The 17,186-nt window shown below is 71.7% G+C and carries 13 protein-coding genes; 6 read left to right on the plus strand and 7 right to left on the minus strand.

The features are described from left to right. Positions 1-40: 40 nt before the first annotated feature. The 7 genes from FB476_RS12125 to FB476_RS12155 are packed head-to-tail and all read right to left on the minus strand — an operon-like array spanning position 41 to position 7,372. A complete protein-coding gene (locus FB476_RS12125) occupies positions 41-1,336 on the minus strand; it encodes a citrate synthase (protein ID WP_141819145.1) in 1,296 nt (431 codons plus the stop codon). 43 nt (positions 1,337-1,379) lie between these two features. Continuing rightward, on the minus strand, positions 1,380-1,706 hold the full coding sequence (gene fdxA / locus FB476_RS12130; protein ID WP_141819147.1) for a ferredoxin: 327 nt from the start codon (positions 1,704-1,706) through the stop codon (positions 1,380-1,382). Positions 1,707-1,765: 59 nt separating this feature from the next. Then, entirely contained in the window at positions 1,766-3,544 is a 1,779-nt protein-coding gene (locus FB476_RS12135) for a VanW family protein (RefSeq protein WP_141819149.1), read from the minus strand. Positions 3,545-3,595: 51 nt separating this feature from the next. Then, the gene (locus FB476_RS12140) at positions 3,596-4,051 is read right to left on the minus strand and encodes a flavin reductase family protein (RefSeq protein ID WP_141819151.1); all 456 of its coding nucleotides are present in this window, start codon (positions 4,049-4,051) and stop codon (positions 3,596-3,598) included. A gap of 50 nt (positions 4,052-4,101) precedes the next feature. After that, a complete protein-coding gene (mshB, locus tag FB476_RS12145; protein WP_141819153.1) occupies positions 4,102-4,965 on the minus strand; it encodes an N-acetyl-1-D-myo-inositol-2-amino-2-deoxy-alpha-D-glucopyranoside deacetylase in 864 nt (287 codons plus the stop codon). Continuing rightward, the gene (typA, locus tag FB476_RS12150; RefSeq protein ID WP_141819155.1) at positions 4,962-6,896 is read right to left on the minus strand and encodes a translational GTPase TypA; all 1,935 of its coding nucleotides are present in this window, start codon (positions 6,894-6,896) and stop codon (positions 4,962-4,964) included. Before typA ends, mshB begins: the two co-directional genes overlap by 4 nt. Before the next feature lie 38 nt (positions 6,897-6,934). Then, positions 6,935-7,372 (minus strand): (deoxy)nucleoside triphosphate pyrophosphohydrolase, encoded by a 438-nt coding sequence (locus FB476_RS12155; protein WP_141819157.1) that lies wholly within the window; start codon positions 7,370-7,372, stop codon positions 6,935-6,937. Positions 7,373-7,455: 83 nt separating this feature from the next. Between FB476_RS12155 and FB476_RS12160 the strand changes: the two genes are divergently transcribed. The 6 genes from FB476_RS12160 (at position 7,456) to FB476_RS12185 (ending at position 17,157) form a co-directional block, all read left to right on the plus strand. Beyond that, positions 7,456-8,214 (plus strand): hypothetical protein, encoded by a 759-nt coding sequence (locus FB476_RS12160; RefSeq protein WP_141819159.1) that lies wholly within the window; start codon positions 7,456-7,458, stop codon positions 8,212-8,214. Next, positions 8,211-9,407 (plus strand): PucR family transcriptional regulator, encoded by a 1,197-nt coding sequence (locus tag FB476_RS12165; protein WP_141819161.1) that lies wholly within the window; start codon positions 8,211-8,213, stop codon positions 9,405-9,407. Before FB476_RS12160 ends, FB476_RS12165 begins: the two co-directional genes overlap by 4 nt. 266 nt (positions 9,408-9,673) lie before the next feature. Beyond that, positions 9,674-11,992: a M6 family metalloprotease domain-containing protein gene (locus FB476_RS12170; protein WP_141819163.1), complete on the plus strand. Its 2,319-nt coding sequence runs from the start codon at positions 9,674-9,676 to the stop codon at positions 11,990-11,992. A gap of 103 nt (positions 11,993-12,095) precedes the next feature. After that, complete coding sequence (locus FB476_RS12175) at positions 12,096-14,168, plus strand: Xaa-Pro dipeptidyl-peptidase (protein WP_202876974.1); 2,073 nt, start codon at positions 12,096-12,098, stop codon at positions 14,166-14,168. 139 nt (positions 14,169-14,307) lie between these two features. Next, positions 14,308-16,035 (plus strand): ABC transporter substrate-binding protein, encoded by a 1,728-nt coding sequence (locus FB476_RS12180; RefSeq protein ID WP_141819165.1) that lies wholly within the window; start codon positions 14,308-14,310, stop codon positions 16,033-16,035. Between the two features lie 111 nt (positions 16,036-16,146). Next, positions 16,147-17,157, plus strand: a complete 1,011-nt coding sequence (locus FB476_RS12185) for an ABC transporter permease (protein WP_141819168.1) — start codon at positions 16,147-16,149, stop codon at positions 17,155-17,157. Positions 17,158-17,186: the final 29 nt, after the last annotated feature.

Genomic DNA, 17,186 nt, shown 5'->3' on the forward strand with positions numbered 1-17,186 from the left:
CTGCGCGAGCGGGGGCCGTCGGAGGCGGTCGGAGAGCGGCTCAGCGCTCCGAGGAGGGCACGTAGTCGCGCGCCGGCGAACCGGTGTAGACCTGCCGCGGGCGGCCGATCTTGGTGGCCGGGTCGGTGATCATCTCGCGGTACTGGGCGATCCAGCCCGGGAGACGGCCGATGGCGAAGAGCACCGTGAACATGTTGCTCGGGAAGCCCATCGACTCGTAGATCAGGCCGGTGTAGAAGTCGACGTTCGGGTAGAGCTTGCGCTCCACGAAGTAGTCGTCCTCGAGGGCGGTCTGCTCGAGCTCCATGGCCAGGTCCAGCAGCGGGTTGGGGCCGGCCTTCTCGAAGAGCTGGTGGGCCGTCTTCTTGACGATGGCCGCACGCGGGTCGTAGTTCTTGTAGACCCGGTGGCCGAAGCCCATGAGCTTGACGCCGTCCTCCTTGTTCTTGACCCGGCGGACGAACTCCTTGACGTCGCCGCCGTCGCGCTGGATCTGCGACAGCATGGTCAGCACCGCGGAGTTGGCGCCACCGTGCAGCGGGCCGGAGAGCGCGTGGATGCCCGCGGAGATCGCGTTGAACAGGTTGGCCTCGGAGGAGCCCACCAGGCGCACCGTGGAGGTGGAGCAGTTCTGCTCGTGGTCGGCGTGGAGGATGAAGAGCAGGTCGAGAGCCTTGGCGAGCTCGGGGTCCATCTCGTAGTTCTCGGTGGGCTGACCGAAGGTCATCCAGAGGAAGTTCTCGACGAGGTCGTAGTTGTTGTCCGGGTAGAGCAGGGACTGGCCCTGGCTCTTGCGGAAGGCGTAGGACGCGATGGTCGGCACCTTGGCCAGCAGGCGGATCGTGGAGATCTCGACGGCCTCGGGGTCGTGCGGGTCGTGGCTGTCCTGGTAGAAGGTGCCCAGCGCCGAGACGGCGGAGGAGAGCACCGACATCGGGTGCGCGTCGCGCGGGAAGCCGTCGAAGAAGTTCTTCATGTCCTCGACGAGCAGGGTGTGGCGGCGCAGGCGCTGGTCGAAGGCCTCCAGCTCGGAGGGCGAGGGCAGCTCGCCGTAGATGAGCAGGTAGGTGGTCTCGAGGAAGGTCGACTTCTCGGCCAGCTGCTCGATCGGGTAGCCGCGGTAGCGCAGGATGCCCGCGTCACCGTCGATGTAGGTGATCTCCGACGTGCAGGAAGCGGTGTTGACGAAGCCCACGTCCAGGGTGGTGTCCCCCGTGGTCTTGAGCAGCGCGCTGATGTCGAGGCCGTTGTTGCCCTCGACCGCGGGCACCACCTTCAGCGGCAGCTCGTTGTCACCGTGACGGAGCACGGGGGTGGTGGTGTTCTGGTCGGTCATCAGGGGTCCTCCTGGGATGGCTGGGCCGGTCGGAAGGTCTGGGTCACTCGTCGTGCGACTGCGGCGGCAGGGCGGCGATGATCGGGTGGTCCTTGGGGATCACACCCATCTTGGCCGCGCCACCGGGGCTGCCGAGGTCGTCGAAGAACTCGACGTTGGCCTTGTAGTAGTCGGCCCACTCCTCCGGGACGTCGTCCTCGTAGTAGATCGCCTCGACGGGGCAGACGGGCTCGCACGCACCGCAGTCGACGCACTCGTCAGGGTGGATGTAGAGCGAGCGCTCGCCCTCGTAGATGCAGTCGACCGGGCATTCCTCGATGCAGGCCTTGTCCTTCAGGTCCACGCACGGCTGGGCGATCACATACGTCATGGGCCAAGAGTATGCCGTCAGGAGGGGGTGTCTTCGCACCGGGTGGCACGCAGCCCCGCTCAGCGGCCTGCCTGCGGGTTGGTGCAGACGATCTCGTCCGCCGGCACGTAGGTGGTGTTGAAGGTGTCGCGCTTCACCTCGCTGCCCCCGCGCGACAGGATGCGCGTCGTGGTGATCGAGAAGCCCTCGGCCGGGCTCTGCGGCACGCAGTTCGGGCTGTCGTCCGTGCGCTTCTCCCCGGTCTTGCGATCCCGCCACGGCCCGTCGACCGTCTGCACGTCGTACTGCCGCTGGCCGAGGAACTCCATGACGATCCGGTTGCCGGAGATCCAGGACCGGACCACGATCGGGTTGGACGTGTCGTTGGTCCAGGTGTTGTCGATCACGGGGACCGCGAGGGTGGCCTCGCGACCGGCGGGATAGCGGGCGATGTAGAACGAGTGCGGGGTGTGGGCGTCCAGCTGCACGCCGGCCAGCCACGACGCGTTGAAGACCACCGTGGAGACCTGGGACAGGCCACCACCCAGGCCCATCACGAGCCGGCCGTCCTGGATGATCGGCGCCTCGACGTAGCCCCCGGCCGGGCTGATGTCACCCAGGGCGCGGGACAGGCTGAACTGCTCGCCGGGCATGACCACGGTGCCGTTGACGTGCCGCACGCCGGCGGCCAGGTTGGCCGTGCGCGCCTCGTTGGCCGGCCCGGTCGGGAACTCGGACTCGAAGTGCGACATGACGGTGAAACGCCACGCGTCGGAGGCCGACGTGGGGATCTCGGGCTGGATCTCCTCCAGGGCGACGCTGATGGTGCGCTCGGCCCCGCTGGCCCTCATCGCGGTCCGGAAGGCGTCGGGAAGGTCCTCCACGTCGAGGGAGAACCCGGTGCGGGCCGGCACGACGACGACCTGGGAGCCCTCCAGGGCGACCGTGGCGTCGCGGGGGCCGCGCTCGAGCTGGCCCAGGTCCTGCCGGACGCGCGCCAGCATGGCCTCCTCGTCGAGCACGAGGGAGAGCGAGGCCTGGTCCTCGGAGCGCTCCACCGTCAGCATGTCGGCGATCTCACGGGGCGCGATCTCGGCGGTCAGCCTGCTGTCGCCGCGCTTGGCGGTGACGCGGACGGGTGCGGAGAGGGCGGGCTCCACCTCCTCGGTGCGGAAGCGGTCGAGCTCGGCCTGCGCCAGGACCGGCGAGACGCTGCTCGAGGCTCCCTCGACGCTGGTCCGGTCGGGCCAGCCCTCGGCGACCGCCTCGACGGTCGCGGGCACGTCGAGGGTGCGGCCGTCGCCGGAGTCGACGACCTCCACACCGGTGTCGGTCAGGGTGACCTCGCCCTCGACGGCGTCGGCGTCGAAGTCCTCGGCCAGGGCCTGGACGGCGGAGGTCAGCGCCTCGCGGTCGACCGTGCCGACGAGCTCCAGCTCGCGGTCGGCACCGGAGACGTGCGCCCACAGGGTGCGCGGGTCGAAGCTCAGCCCGACGGCGTCCTTGAGGGTCGCGTCGAGGTCGAAGCCCAGGCCGGAGTCGGCCGGGACGAGCGAGAGCTGCTCGGGGTCGCCCTCGCCGGAGGGGACGGCGACGGTGACCGGCTCCTGGAGCCGCGGCGCCAGCTCGTCCTCCAGGTGGGCCCGGGCCTGGTCACGGGTCAGCGAGCCGATCTCGATGCCGTCGACGGTGACGCCGGCGGGCGGCCGGTCCTTGAAGTAGAAGGCGGCTCCGACGTAGAGGCCGCCCAGGACGAGGACGGCGGCGAGGAGCCGCAGCACGATTGACAGCCACTCGCGGCCAGGACCGCTCGTGCGCTCCTCGCGCAGGCCGTCACGCATCGCGTCCCCCTCGCCCATCTGATGGTGTCCTTCCGACGTCGTCTCGGTCTCGTCGCCGGGCGTCCAACGTCACCTCAGCTCTCCCAGCGCCCCACGGTAGTGGACGAGAGCGGGCTCGTCGGTGCGCGGCACGTGGACGGCGACGACCTCGCCGATGACGACCGTGTGGTCACCGGCGGGGTGGGCGGCCCAGGTGCGGCACTCGAAGGCCGCCAGGGCGTCGTCGACCAGGGCCACGTCGAGGACGTCCCCTCGGCGGTGGCTGACCCGGGCCAGCTGGTTGTGCAGCGGGCGACCGGGCTCCCCCAGCCAGGCCGCGAGCCCGCGGTGGTGGGCCGGGAGGACGCTCACGCCCCAGCCCTCCCCCGCCTCGATCCCCTCCAGCACCCGGGCCTCGTTGTGCAGGCTCACGAGCAGCAGCACCGGGTCCAGCGAGACGCTGGCGACCGAGCCGACCGTGAGGGCGACGTCGTGGCCGCGATGACGGGAGGTGACGACCGTGACGCCGGTGGCGAAGCGGCCCATGGCCTGCCGGTAGCGGTCGACGTCCAGGGGCTCGGGCGGGGTCGGTGTGCTCAGCTTTCCTGCACCTCCAGCAGGGCGTAGCCCTCCCGGCCGGGCAGCCGGGCGGCGATGTCGTTGCTCAGGGTGTACCAGCCGTCGTGGACGGTCACCTGGGTCGGGTGCTCCCGCAGGGCGGCCGCCTGCCGGTCGCGGGCCGCGAGGTCGACGACCGCGTGCGTCACGATCCCGTCGTCGACCACCGACGGAGGGAAGGGGTCGTCGGGCGCCGGGACGCGCGCCACGCCCCCGGCGGGACTGCGCACCCCCTCGGGCACGTGGGCACGCAGCCACTCCCGGTCCTCCTCCGCCCAGGAGCGCGGCGTGAGGACCATGTAGAGGCGGGGGCGCTGCTCGCGCGGGAGACGGGCCACCGCTGCCACCGTGACCCGGTGCGTCTGCACGTGGTCGGGGTGGCCGTAGCCGCCGTGCGGGTCGTAGGTCAGGACCAGGTCGGGGCGCAGCTCCTCGAGGAGGTCGGCCAGCACGCCGGCCGCCTCCCCCACGTCCGCGGACGCGAAGGCGCGCGGGTGCGCGGCGGCGGGCGAACCGGCCATACCGCTGTCGCGCCAGCGGGGCGGGTCGCCACCGAGCCAGTGGTGCCGGGCCCCGAGCACGGCCGTGGCCGCCCGGACCTCGCCCACGCGGTGCGGGCCGAGGTCCCCGGTGCCCTCCAGGTGCACCAGCTCCGGGGGGATGACCTCGCCCTCCTCCCCGAGCGTGCACGTGATGACGTGCACCTCGTCGCCCGCGGCGGCGTGGGAGGCGAGCGCCACCCCGGTGGCGAGGGTCTCGTCGTCGGGGTGGGCGTGCACGGCGACGACCCGCAACCGCCGCCCGAGGGGCAGGCCGTCGCGCAGGTCGGGCCGCGTCGTCACGACTGGTTGCGGGCCCGGGCCGCGGCGCGGGCGCGCAGGTTGGCGTCCAGCACCACCTTGCGGACCCGGATGGCCTCCGGGGTCACCTCGACGCACTCGTCCTCGCGGCAGAACTCCAGCGACTGCTCCAGCGAGAGCAGGCGCGGCGGCACGAGGCGCTCGAGCACGTCGGCGCCGGCGGAGCGCACGTTGGTGAGCTTGCGCTCCTTGGTGATGTTGACGTCCATGTCGTCGGCGCGGGAGTTCTCGCCGACGATCATGCCCTCGTAGACCTCGGTGGTGGGCTCGAGGAACATCGTCCCGCGCTCCTGGAGGTTGAACATCGCGTAGGACGTCGCGACACCCGCACGGTCGGAGACCAGCGAGCCCGACTGGCGGGTGCGGATCTCGCCGAACCACGGGGCGTAGCCGTCGAAGACGTGGTGGGCGATGCCGGTGCCGCGGGTCTCGGTGAGGAACTCGGTGCGGAAGCCGATGAGGCCGCGGGAGGGGACGACGTACTCCATGCGCACCCAGCCGGTGCCGTGGTTGGTCATCTGCTCCATGCGGCCCTTGCGGGCGGCCATCAGCTGGGTGATGGTGCCGAGGTGCTCCTCGGGGCTGTCGATGGTCAGGCGCTCGACCGGCTCGTGCACCTTGCCGTCGATCTCCTTGGTGACCACCTGCGGCTTGCCGACGGTCAGCTCGTAGCCCTCGCGGCGCATCTGTTCGACGAGGATCGCCAGGGCGAGCTCGCCACGGCCCTGGACCTCCCAGGCGTCCGGGCGCTCGGTGGGGAGCACGCGGAGCGAGACGTTGCCGACGAGCTCCTTGTCGAGGCGGTCCTTGACGAGGCGGGCGGTGACCTTGGCGCCCTTGACCCGGCCGGCGAGCGGGGAGGTGTTGGTGCCGATCGTCATCGAGATCGCCGGCTCGTCGACCGTGATGAGCGGCAGCGGCACGGGGTTCTCGGCGTCGGCCAGCGTCTCGCCGATCGTGATCTCGGGGATGCCGGCGATCGCGATGATGTCGCCGGGGCCGGCCTGCTCGGCGGGCTTGCGCTCGAGGCCGTCGGTGAGCAGCAGCTCGGTGATCTTCACGCGCTGGATCGAGCCGTCGCGGCGGCACCAGGCCACCTGCTGGTTCTTGGAGATCGTGCCCTCGTGGACGCGGCACAGCGCGAGGCGGCCCAGGAACGGGCTGGAGTCGAGGTTGGTGACGTGGGCCTGCAGCGGCGCACCCTCGGTGTAGGTGGGCGCGGGCACCGTCTCGAGGATCGTCTGGAACAGCGGCTCCAGGTCGGGGCTGTCCGGCAGGCCACCGTTGTCGGGCACCTCGAGGGAGGCGCGGCCGGCCTTGGCGGAGGCGTAGACGACCGGGAAGTCGAGGGCCTTCTCCACCTGGTCGGGGGCGTGGTCGTCGAGCAGGTCCATGAACAGGGCGTAGACCTCGTCGACGACCTCCGCGATGCGGCTGTCGGGACGGTCCACCTTGTTGATGCAGAGCACCACGGGCATCTGGGCGGCGAGCGCCTTGCGCAGCACGAAACGGGTCTGCGGGAGCGGGCCCTCGGAGGCGTCCACGAGGAGGACGACGCCGTCGACCATGGACAGGCCGCGCTCGACCTCGCCGCCGAAGTCGGCGTGGCCGGGGGTGTCGATGATGTTGATCGTCATGCCGCCGGCGGGGGCGTGCGCTCCGGTGTAGCGGATCGCGGTGTTCTTGGCGAGGATCGTGATCCCCTTCTCACGCTCCAGGTCACCGCTGTCCATGACGCGGTCGTCGTGCTCGCCGCGCATCGCGGCGAAGGCGCCGCCCTGCGTGAGCATGGCGTCGACCAGGGTCGTCTTGCCGTGGTCGACGTGGGCGACGATGGCGACGTTGCGGATGTCGTCGCGGAGGAGTGCGGTGCTGCCGGCGGGCACAGCGGGGCCGGTCTCGGTCTGGGGCATGACCACCATTCTCGCAGGTTTGCGGGTATGCCCGCGCCTCACGCGGGGTCGGTGCCCCTCACCAGCAGGTCCTCCAGGTGACGGACCACGGCGTGGTCGTTCTCCAGCCACGGCACGTCGTGCAGCGTGGCCCGGGTCAGCCAGCGCACCTCGTCGTGGCCGACGAGGGGCTGCGGCTCCGGCTCGCCGGGGCGCACGACCGCCCACCAGAGCCACATCTCGTGCAGCCCGCCGAGCGGCCACGGGCGGGTGCCGATGAGGGCACCGAGCTCCACCTCGACGCCGAGCTCCTCGCGGGCCTCGCGGACCGCGGCCTCCTCCGGCGACTCCCCCGGCTCGACCTTCCCGCCGGGGAACTCCCACCCTCCCGCGAGCGCCGCGGGGGCGTTCCGGCGGGCGGCGAGCAGGCGGGTGGGGACGGCGAGGTCGTCGACGAGCGCCACGGCGGCGACCACGACCCGGGGAGGATGCGTCATACCCCCATGGTGCGGTGCCGGACCCCGCGCGTCCGTCGCACACGCCGCGTGACGTACGTGCACCAGTGGTGCACAGTAGGCGGGTGCGCACTCGATCCTCGCTCCCGATCCTGCCGATCGCCCTCTCCCTCTCGGGGGTGCTGCTCCTGACCTCCTGCTCGGGCTCCGACGGGCAGACCGGGACCGGCGCGACCAGCGGTCCCGTCCCGACGAGCACGGCCGAGGGCCCTCCGCCCTCAGGTCCCGACGGCGCCGGGTCGACCTCCGAGGAGGGGTCGGGGACCCCGGCCGGGAGCGCCTCCACGACCGCCCCGGCGACCACGGACGGCAGCGGCGAGGAGGACGCGACCGCGGGCGAGGCCGCCCTCGAGCGCACCGACACCCCCTCGGCACCGCCGGTCGGCATCCCCGGCGGCGTCCCCGGCGCCGAGCCGCTCTCGGACACGACCGTGCAAGCGCTCACCGCGGTGCTGTCCGCGGAGGGCGAGGTCGGTGGACCGGTCTTCCGCCTGGCGCGTGACGGGTCGGGCTGGCTGGCCTCCGTCCGGGTCTGGGACGGCGCCCGGGAGGTCCGGGTCGACGAGGCGGGCACCACGGTGGAGTCCGTGACCACGACCGCCGTGCCCGAGGAAGAGGCGCTCGCCCTGGACTCGGCCGTCGTGCCGCTGCCCGAGGCGGCCGAGGTCGGGCTCGCGAAGGTGCCCGGTGATCTCGCGGGCGTGCGGCTCGTCGACTCCGGAGGCACGTGGGTGTGGCGCGTCGAGGTCGAGTCCGCCGGCGGGCGGGCGACCGTCGACGTGGACCCGGGCCGAGGGGTCGTGGTGGGTTCCACCTCCCGATGACCCCGCCCCGGGTCCCCACCGCCGACGGCTGGCACGGCACGCGTCCGGACTGGGTCCACGAGCTCCTCGACGACATCGCGGCACTGGTCGGCGCACCCGCCCTCGTCGAGGACACCGAGCACGTCGTCGTCGCCTACAGCCGTCACGACGACCCGGGCGACGCCGTGCGCGCGACCACGATCCTGGGCCGCCGCGCCACCGACGACGTCAGCGCCTGGCTCGCCGGTCTCGGCATCGCCCGCGCCACCGGGGCGACCCGGGTGCCGGGCAACCCGCACCTGGGGATGAAGCCCCGCGTCTGCGTGCCCCTGCGCCGGGGCGCGGACCTCGTCGGCTACCTGTGGTTCATCGACCCGGACCAGGAGATGTCGCCCTTCGACCTGGAGCGGGCCGAGCAGGCCGGGGCGGCCCTCGCCGAGGTGCTCTGGCACGACCTGCCGCCGGGCGACCTGGGGAGCAGCCGCACCCTGCGCACCCTGCTCGCCGGCGACCTGCCGACCGACCCCCGGGTCGAGCGCCTGGAGGAGGCCCGGGCCCGGACGGGCGCCGGGCTGGTCGTGCTCGCGGTCGGGACCCGCGAGCACGACCCGGCGTCGCTGCGCCTGCGACCGGCGTTGAGCGCCCTCGTGTCCCGGCTGGCCGGCCAGGCGGCCGTCGCCGCCGTCGTCGACGACCTCGGCACCGTCGTCTGCCTCGAACCTTGCGGCACTCTCGACCTGACCGGCCTCGTCCGCGAGACGCTGCCCGGCGGGTCCGACCTCGCGGTCGGCATCGGCGACCCCGTGGCCGACGTCCCCCGGCTCCCCCGCGCGCTCGACACCGCCCTCGCGGCGCTGGCCTGCTGCGTCGAGTGGCCGGCCCGGGGCCCCGTGCTCAGCTGGCCCGAGGCCGGGATGCACCGCCTGGTCCCCCACCTCCTCGACGACGCCGACGGCCCGGCCCGGGCGCTCGTGGAGCAGCTGCGCACGATGGCGGCCAGCCCCGACCAGGAGCACCTGGTCCGGACCGTCGAGGTCTACCTCGACCTGGCCGGCCACGCCCAGGCCACCGCCGCGGCGCTCGTCCTGCACCGGACCACGCTCTACCAACGGCTGCAGCGCTTCACCGAGCTGACCGGGGTGGACCTGCGCGACGGGGAGGCCCGGACCCTCGTGCACGTGGCCCTCAAGGCCGCACGCCTGCCGCACGCCTGAGCCGGAGGGTCCGTCGACAGATGTCGCGTCCTCGGGCGGACCGGGCGACAGGTGACGACCTTCCGTAGGGACGACGCGCCGACGGCCCGGCCGTGGCCCGGAACGGGTCGGAACCCGGTTGTACGGTCGGCCTCACCCGCCCCCTCTGGGGCGGACCTGCCTAGGCACAACGGTGCGCCGGGCCCGTTCCCTGCCGCCCCGCGACGACGCGGGGGGCGCCGGGTCGTGTCCTCCGCACCGGACGACACGAATCAAGGAGCCCTGTGATGCGAACGCACGGCGGCGCCCGCCTGCGACGGCTCGGACGCGCCCTGCGCCCGGCCGTCCTGGTGACGGGTGCGCTCGGCCTCTCGCTCGTCGCCCCGACGAGCATGGCCGTCGACACGACCGACGACGCCCCCTCGGTCCACGACCCGGTCGACCCGGGTGACTGGGTCAACCCCGACGACACGACCTGGGACGACTACCGGGCCGTCCCCGGCCGTCCGAGCGAGTGGGTCGACGGCACGGTCACCGGCACGGAGCGGCACTTCAAGGCCGCGGTGGTGCTGGTCGACTTCACCGACCAGCCCATGCTGCTCACCCAGCAGGCCGGGGCGCACGTCTTCGGCAACCCGCAGGCGGGCTGGGAGCCCATCGAGCGCGACGAGGTCGCGGACTGGTGGGAGGACTACCTCGGCACGCCCAACGAGTACAACAACAACCACACGATCAACGAGTACTGGATGGAGAACTCCAACGGCCGGTACTCCGTCGAGATCGACGCCTTCGGGCCCTACCAGCTGCCCGGCAAGCTGCACGAGTACGGCCTGTCCGGCTACGCGCCGGTGACCGGCCCCAACTCGGTGTGCCCCGCCGGCGACACCTGCAACAAGAACATCCGCACCGACGGCTTCGCCGCCTGGTACGCCGACCAGGGCCCGACGATCTACCAGGACTACGACGTCCTCTTCTGGGTCACCGCCGGGCACGACGAGTCGGGCACCTGGCAGGAGTTCGGCGAGATGAAGTTCCAGACCAAGGAGGACGTGCCGGCCGAGTACGGCCCGCCCGGTGCCACCGAGGGCCCGGTCTACAACGCCTTCGGCAACGAGATCCCGAACTGGTCGCCCACCCGCTACGTGGAGTGGACCAGCTGGGCGGCCGCGGCCAACCACTGGCCCAACGCCCAGAGCGGCGGCGTGATCCCCAACAGCACGCAGGCCGAGTCCAGCGGGCAGTCGATCTTCCAGCACGAGATGTCGCACCTGCTGGGCATCGCCGACAACTACAACAACCCCTTCGCCGTCCCGACCGTGCGCACCTACAGCGGCCACTGGGACATGCTCAGCCGCGGCACCTTCAACGGCCCGGGCGGCACCCACCAGCGGTGGAAGATCCCCAACGAGGGTGCTTCCGGCATGGGCTCGCAGTTCTCGCTGCGCAACAAGATGCGGCTCAACATGCTCGACGCCGCCACCCAGGTCGTCAACCTCACCCGTGACCAGCTCACGGCGCAGGGCGTGGCCCGGGCGACGGTGAGCGCCCGTTCGGTCAACCGCCCGGACCGCCTGGCCGGCTTCAACGTCGCGCTCAGCGGCGGCGACCTGTCGAACTGCACGGCAGAGGGCCTCGTCGGCGACCGCGCGTGGCTCTGCGACCGCGGCGGCTACAACAACTACACGATCGAGGTCGTCGACCGGGTGGGCATGGACTCCTTCGTCCCGAGCTCCGGCGTGCACCTGGCCAAGACGAAGAACCAGGACCGTGCTCCCTTCATCTGGACGATCGACGCCAACCCCGAGGACATCAACTGGGTCGACTTCGTGCGCCCGAACGGCGACAGGGCGATGGTCACGCTCGGTGACCCGCGCCAGCTCCAGGACGCCATGTTCCGGGCCGGCACCGGCTCCGGCTCGCTCTACGAGTACGTGGACGAGGCCAACCGCCTGCACTTCTACGTGCTCGAGCGGATCGTCGACGACGAGGGCGTGCTGACCTACGACGTGGCGGTCCGCTCCCTGGACGGCTCCGGCCCCCAGGCGCGCGGGGTCTCCGTCGGCGGGTCCACCGCAGCCGTGACCGAGGGCGGGACCACCGCCTCGATCAGCGTCCCGGTCAGCAACACCGGCGCCGCCGGCGCCGGTGTCCACGACTCGGACGTCTACCGCGTCGAGGCCACCCTGGACGGGGCCGGCTGGACGATGACCCAGCCCTACGAGGTCGTCGCGGCGGCCGCCGGGGAGACCGTCTCGGTCCCGCTGCACCTGGCGCGCACCACCGGCGGCAAGGGCACCCTGACGGTCACCGTCACCAGCGAGAGCGACCCCTCGAAGTCCGAGACCGTCGTCCTCGACGTCCAGACCCTGGTCCTGGCCGAGGCCCAGTCGGTCCTGGCCGGCCTGGTCGCCGACGGCGCGCTCGACCGCGGCGTGGCGCAGTCCATGCAGGCCTTCCTCGACCAGGTCGAGGACGCCATCGCCAAGGGCAAGACGAAGCAGGCCGAGCAGGCGCTCGACCGCATGGTGAGCAACCTCTCGCGCGTCCGCGACGAGGCGGCCCGCCAGACCATCACCGAGCTCGTCGCGATCCTGCGACAGGGCTGACCCGGTCCCGACGGGGCCCGTCGCACACCCGCGGCGGGCCCCGTCGGCCGGTCCGGCCCCCGGCCGGGTCCCTCCTCTCTCCTTCTGCGAAAGGCCTCCCGCCATGAAGGTTCTGCGCCCCCTGCCCACCGCCACCGCCGTCGGGACGGCTCTGGCCCTGTGCCTGGCCCCCGCCACCGTCGGCACCGCCTCCGCCGACGACGAGCCGCTGCGCCCCGTCGTCGCCGACGGCGTCATGCAGCCCGTCTTCACCGACAGCCGGACCTGGGTCCGCGACGAGCTGTGGGTCGAGACCGAGTTCGACTCCGACGGGGACGGCCTCCTCGACCGGATGCACGTGACCATCACGCGCCCGGGTGAGACCGAGACGTCCGACCTGAAGGTGCCGGTCGTCTACCAGACCTCGCCCTACTACGCCGGCGGCAACAACGTCCAGAACTGGTCGGTCAACCACGAGCTGGGCTTCCCGCCCGCCGGTCCCCCGCCCTACCCCAACAACCCCGCGTCGAGCACCAGCCCGATCATCAGCACCGCGCTCGTCAGCACCTGGGTGCCCCGCGGCTTCGCCGTCGTGCACTCCGAGAGCCCGGGCACCGGCCTGTCGACCGGCTGCCCCACGACGGGCGGCACCAACGAGTCGCTGGCCCCGAAGGCCGTCATCGACTGGCTCAACGGGCGCGCCCGCGGCTTCACCAGCCTCACGGGCACCCAGGAGGTCACCGCCGACTGGTCGACCGGCAAGGTCGGCATGACGGGCACGTCCTACAACGGCACCCTCCCGATCGGTGTCGCCACCACGGGCGTCGAGGGCCTGGAGGCGATCGTCCCGGTGTCGGCGATCTCCGACTGGTACGACTACTACCGCTCCAACGGCCTCGTCGTCGCCCCCGGCGGCTACCAGGGCGAGGACGCCGACATCCTGGCCGCCTACGTGCACACCCGTCCGGACCGCACGGTGTGCGCCCCGCAGATCGTCGAGATGCAGCAGACCCAGGACCGGGCCACCGGTGACCGCAACGCGTTCTGGGACGAGCGCAACTACCTCGACGACGTCGACGGCATCTCGGCCGCGACCCTCATCGCGCACGGTCTCGGCGACTGGAACGTCAAGGCCAGCCAGGCGACTAACCTGTGGTCCGAGCTGCAGGAGCGGGGCGTGCCGTCCCAGATCTACCTGCACCAGGGCGGCCACGGCGGCGCCCCGCCGGACCTCATGATGAACCTCTGGTTCAGCCGCTTCCTCTACGACGTGCCCAACGGCGTCGAGGAGCAGCCCCGCGCCTGGGTCGCCCGGGAGGGCGCCAACCGGCTCAACCCCACGCCCTACGCCAGCTGGCCGGTCCCCGGCAGCCGTCCGGTTCCGGTGGGCATGGCCGGCGACGGCTCCGAGGCGGGCGACCTGCGGATCATGGCCCGCGAGGACAGCACCCAGGACCTGACCGACAACGCGGCGGTCCGCGCCCTCAACCTGGCGTCGGCGGCCTCCAGCGACCACCGGCTGCTCTACCGCTCCCGGCCGCTCCTGGAGCCGGTGCACCTCAGCGGCGAGCCGCAGGTGAGCATCACGCTCAGCGCCGACCGCCCCGCGGTCAACCTGTCCACGGCCGTCGTCGCCACGGCGCCGAACGGCACGAGCCGCATCCTGACCCGCGGCTTCGCCGACCCGCAGAACGCTGCCGACCTCGACGGCGTCGGCACCCCGCTGGTGCCCGGGCAGGAGGTCACGGTCGACTTCACCTACGAGCCGATCGACACCGTCGTCGCCGCCGGTTCCACGCTGTCGGTGATGGTCTACTCCAGCGACAACGAGTACACGATCCGTCCCGCGGCGGGCAGCCGGCTCTCCGTCGACCTCGGGTCGACCAGCGCCACGCTGCCCGTGGTCGGCGGTCCGCTGGCCCTGGCCCGCGCGACCCGCGACGTGCCCGCCTACGCCCGGTCCCTGGTGGCCTGGTCCGACGAGCACGGCCGCCTCAGCACCCAGAACGCCCAGCAGCTCGCCCAGTTCGTCGACAAGGCCCTGTCCTTCGCGGCGGCGGGCAAGACGCACCAGGCCCGGCAGCACCTCGACCACGCCCGGCAGGCCGCCGAGCGGGTCGCCGACGAGGAGCTCCGCCAGGACCTGCTCGACGTCGTCGCCGAGCTGCTCCGGATGCTGGAGGAGGGGCGTCTGTGAGCCCCTCCGCAAGTGTCTCGGTTCGGTCACGATCTGGTCCGATCCGTGCAGCCACGACCCCACTGCTGGTTCAATCCCCGCATCGGCCGGTTGACCCCGGCCAGGACCGCGAGGTCCGTGCAACCCTCGAGGAGATCCAATGAAGAATCCCAAGGTCAGGGCGCTGGCCACGATGGCGGCGCTCGCCCTTGTGCTCACGTCCTGCGCTCAGTCCGACCGTGACACGGGCAGCGAATCCGGTGACGACAACACCGGTGGCACCAGCACCGAGGACGGCGGTGACAGCACCGGCGACGGTGACGGTGACGCCGCCGGCAACAGCGACGCCACCTTCATCTTCGGCGCCGCCGGTGCACCCACCACGTTCGACCCGTTCTACGCCAGCGACGGCGAGACGTTCCGCATCACCCGCCAGATCTTCCAGAACCTCATCGGCATCGAGCCCGGCGGCAGCGACGCCGTGCCCGAGCTCGCCACCGAGTGGAGCAGCGAGGACGGCCTGGTCTGGGACTTCAAGATCCAGGAGGGTGTGAAGTTCCACGACGGCACCGACCTGAACGCCGAGGCGGTCTGCTACAACTTCGAGCGCTGGGCCGACCAGAACGAGGCCGGCATGGCCCCGTCCGGTGCCTACTACTACGGCAACGACTTCGGCTTCGGCGAGGACTCCCTCTACGAGTCCTGCGAGGCCACCGAGGAGTACAACGCCCGCGTCACCGTGACCCGGGTGACCGGCAAGTTCCCGATGGTCCTGTCGCAGTCGTCCTACGCCATCCAGTCGCCCACGGCGATGGAGGAGTACAACGCCAACGACATCAAGCTCGAGGGTGACGCCTTCGTCTTCCCGGAGTACGCCCAGGAGCACCCGACGGGCACCGGCCCGTTCAAGTTCGCGTCCTACGACAACGCCGGCGGCACGGTGACGATCACCCGCAACGACGACTACTGGGGCGACCCGGCGGGCGTCAAGGAGATCGTCTTCAAGATCATCCCCGACGAGAACGCCCGTCGTCAGGAGCTCGAGGCCGGCACCATCCACGGCTACGACCTCCCGAACCCCGTCGACTGGCAGGCGCTCGAGGACGCGGGCAACCAGGTCCTCATCCGTGACCCCTTCAACATCCTCTACCTGGCCCTCAACCCGGTCGCGGACCCGCAGCTGAAGGACCCGCTGGTCCGGCAGGCGCTCTACCACGCGCTCAACCGTGAGCAGTTCGTCTCGACCCAGCTGCCCGAGGGTGCGGAGGTCGCGACGCAGTTCATGCCGAACACCGTGTCCGGCTACGACGAGAGCATCGAGGCCTACGAGTACGACGTCGAGAAGGCCAAGTCGCTCCTGGAGCAGGCCGGCAAGTCCGACCTGACCATCGAGCTCTGGTACCCGTCCGAGGTGAGCCGTCCCTACATGCCGGACCCCCAGCGCGTCTTCGACGCGGTGAAGACCGACTGGGAGGCCGCGGGCATCACCGTCGAGCCCGTCACCAAGCCGTGGGCCGGTGGCTACCTCGACGACGCGCAGGCCGGTCGGGCCGCCTCCTTCTTCCTGGGATGGACCGGTGACCTGAACTCCGCGGACAACTTCCTCTGCGCGTTCTTCTGCGGCGACGACAACCAGTTCGGCACCGTGGAGTACGACTTCCACGACGAGCTGCAGGACGCCATCGCCGCGGCCGACGCGGAGGCCGACGAGGCCACCCGCGAGCAGCTCTACAAGGACCTCAACAGCAAGATCATGAGCCCCGAGTGGCTCATCGGTCTGCCGATCTCGCACAGCCCGCCCGCCATCGTCGTGGGTGCGAACGTCGAGGGTCTGATCCCGAGCCCGCTCACCGCGGAGGACTTCTCCACCATCACCATCACCGAGTGACCTGACGCACGACGGGCTCGCCCGTCACCGCACGGCGGGCCGGGGCAGCGCTCCGGCCCGCCGTCGCGGGGTCACCGCACCATCCCCCGCACACCGACCTGGAGGAACCCCGTGCTGAGGTTCATCGTGCGCCGCTCGCTGCAGGCCGTGCTGGCGCTCTTCGTCCTGAGCGTGCTGCTCTTCGCCTGGCTCCGCTCGCTGCCCGGCGGCGTGGTCAGCGCCCTGCTCGGCGAGCGCGCCACCCCCGAGAGCAGCGCGGCGCTGCGGGCCCAGCTCGGGCTCGACGACCCGATCTTCGTCCAGTACTGGCGCTTCCTGCGCCGGGCCGTCCGCGGAGACTTCGGGATCTCCAACGGCGTCTACAGGGGCGAGCCCGCCCTCGACGTCTTCCTCCAGCGCTTCCCGGCGACCATCGAGCTCGCCGCGGTCGCCCTGATCTTCGCCCTCTGCTTGGCCATCCCCCTGGGATACGTCGCGGCCCGGCGCCGCGGCGGCCCCCTGGACACCGGCAGCGTGATCTTCTCACTCGTCGGCGTGGCCGTGCCGGTCTTCTTCCTGGCCTACGTGCTGAAGTACATCTTCGCCGTGCAGCTCGGCTGGCTCCCCCCGTCCGGACGCCAGAGCGTGGGCATCAACGCCACCCACATCACCAACATGTACATCCTCGACGGGCTCATGACGCGTGAGTGGGACGCCGCCTGGGACGCCTTCAAGCACCTGCTGCTGCCGGCGCTGGCCCTGGCCTCCATCCCCTTCGCGATCATCTTCCGCATCACCCGCGCCGCCGTGATCGACGTCATGGAGGAGGACTACGTCCGCACGGCCCGCGCCAAGGGCCTGACCCCCCGCACCATCCGCGTGCGGCACATCATGCGCAACGCCCTGATCCCGGTCGTCACCGTCGTCGGCCTGCAGATCGGCGCGCTGCTCGCCGGAGCGGTCCTGACGGAGAAGGTCTTCGCCTTCCAGGGCATCGGCCAGGCGCTGGCCATCGGCTTCGAGCGCCGTGACTACCCGGTGCTGCAGGTGGTCATCATGATGGCCGCCCTCATCTACATCATCGTCAACCTGCTGGTCGACATCGCCTACGCGGTCATCGACCCGCGCGTCCGGACCAAGTGAGGAACGAGCCCGTGACCGACCTCCACGAC

The sequence above is a fragment of the Ornithinimicrobium humiphilum genome (genome assembly GCF_006716885.1).
GTDB classification, from domain to species: Bacteria; Actinomycetota; Actinomycetes; order Actinomycetales; family Dermatophilaceae; genus Ornithinicoccus; species Ornithinicoccus humiphilus.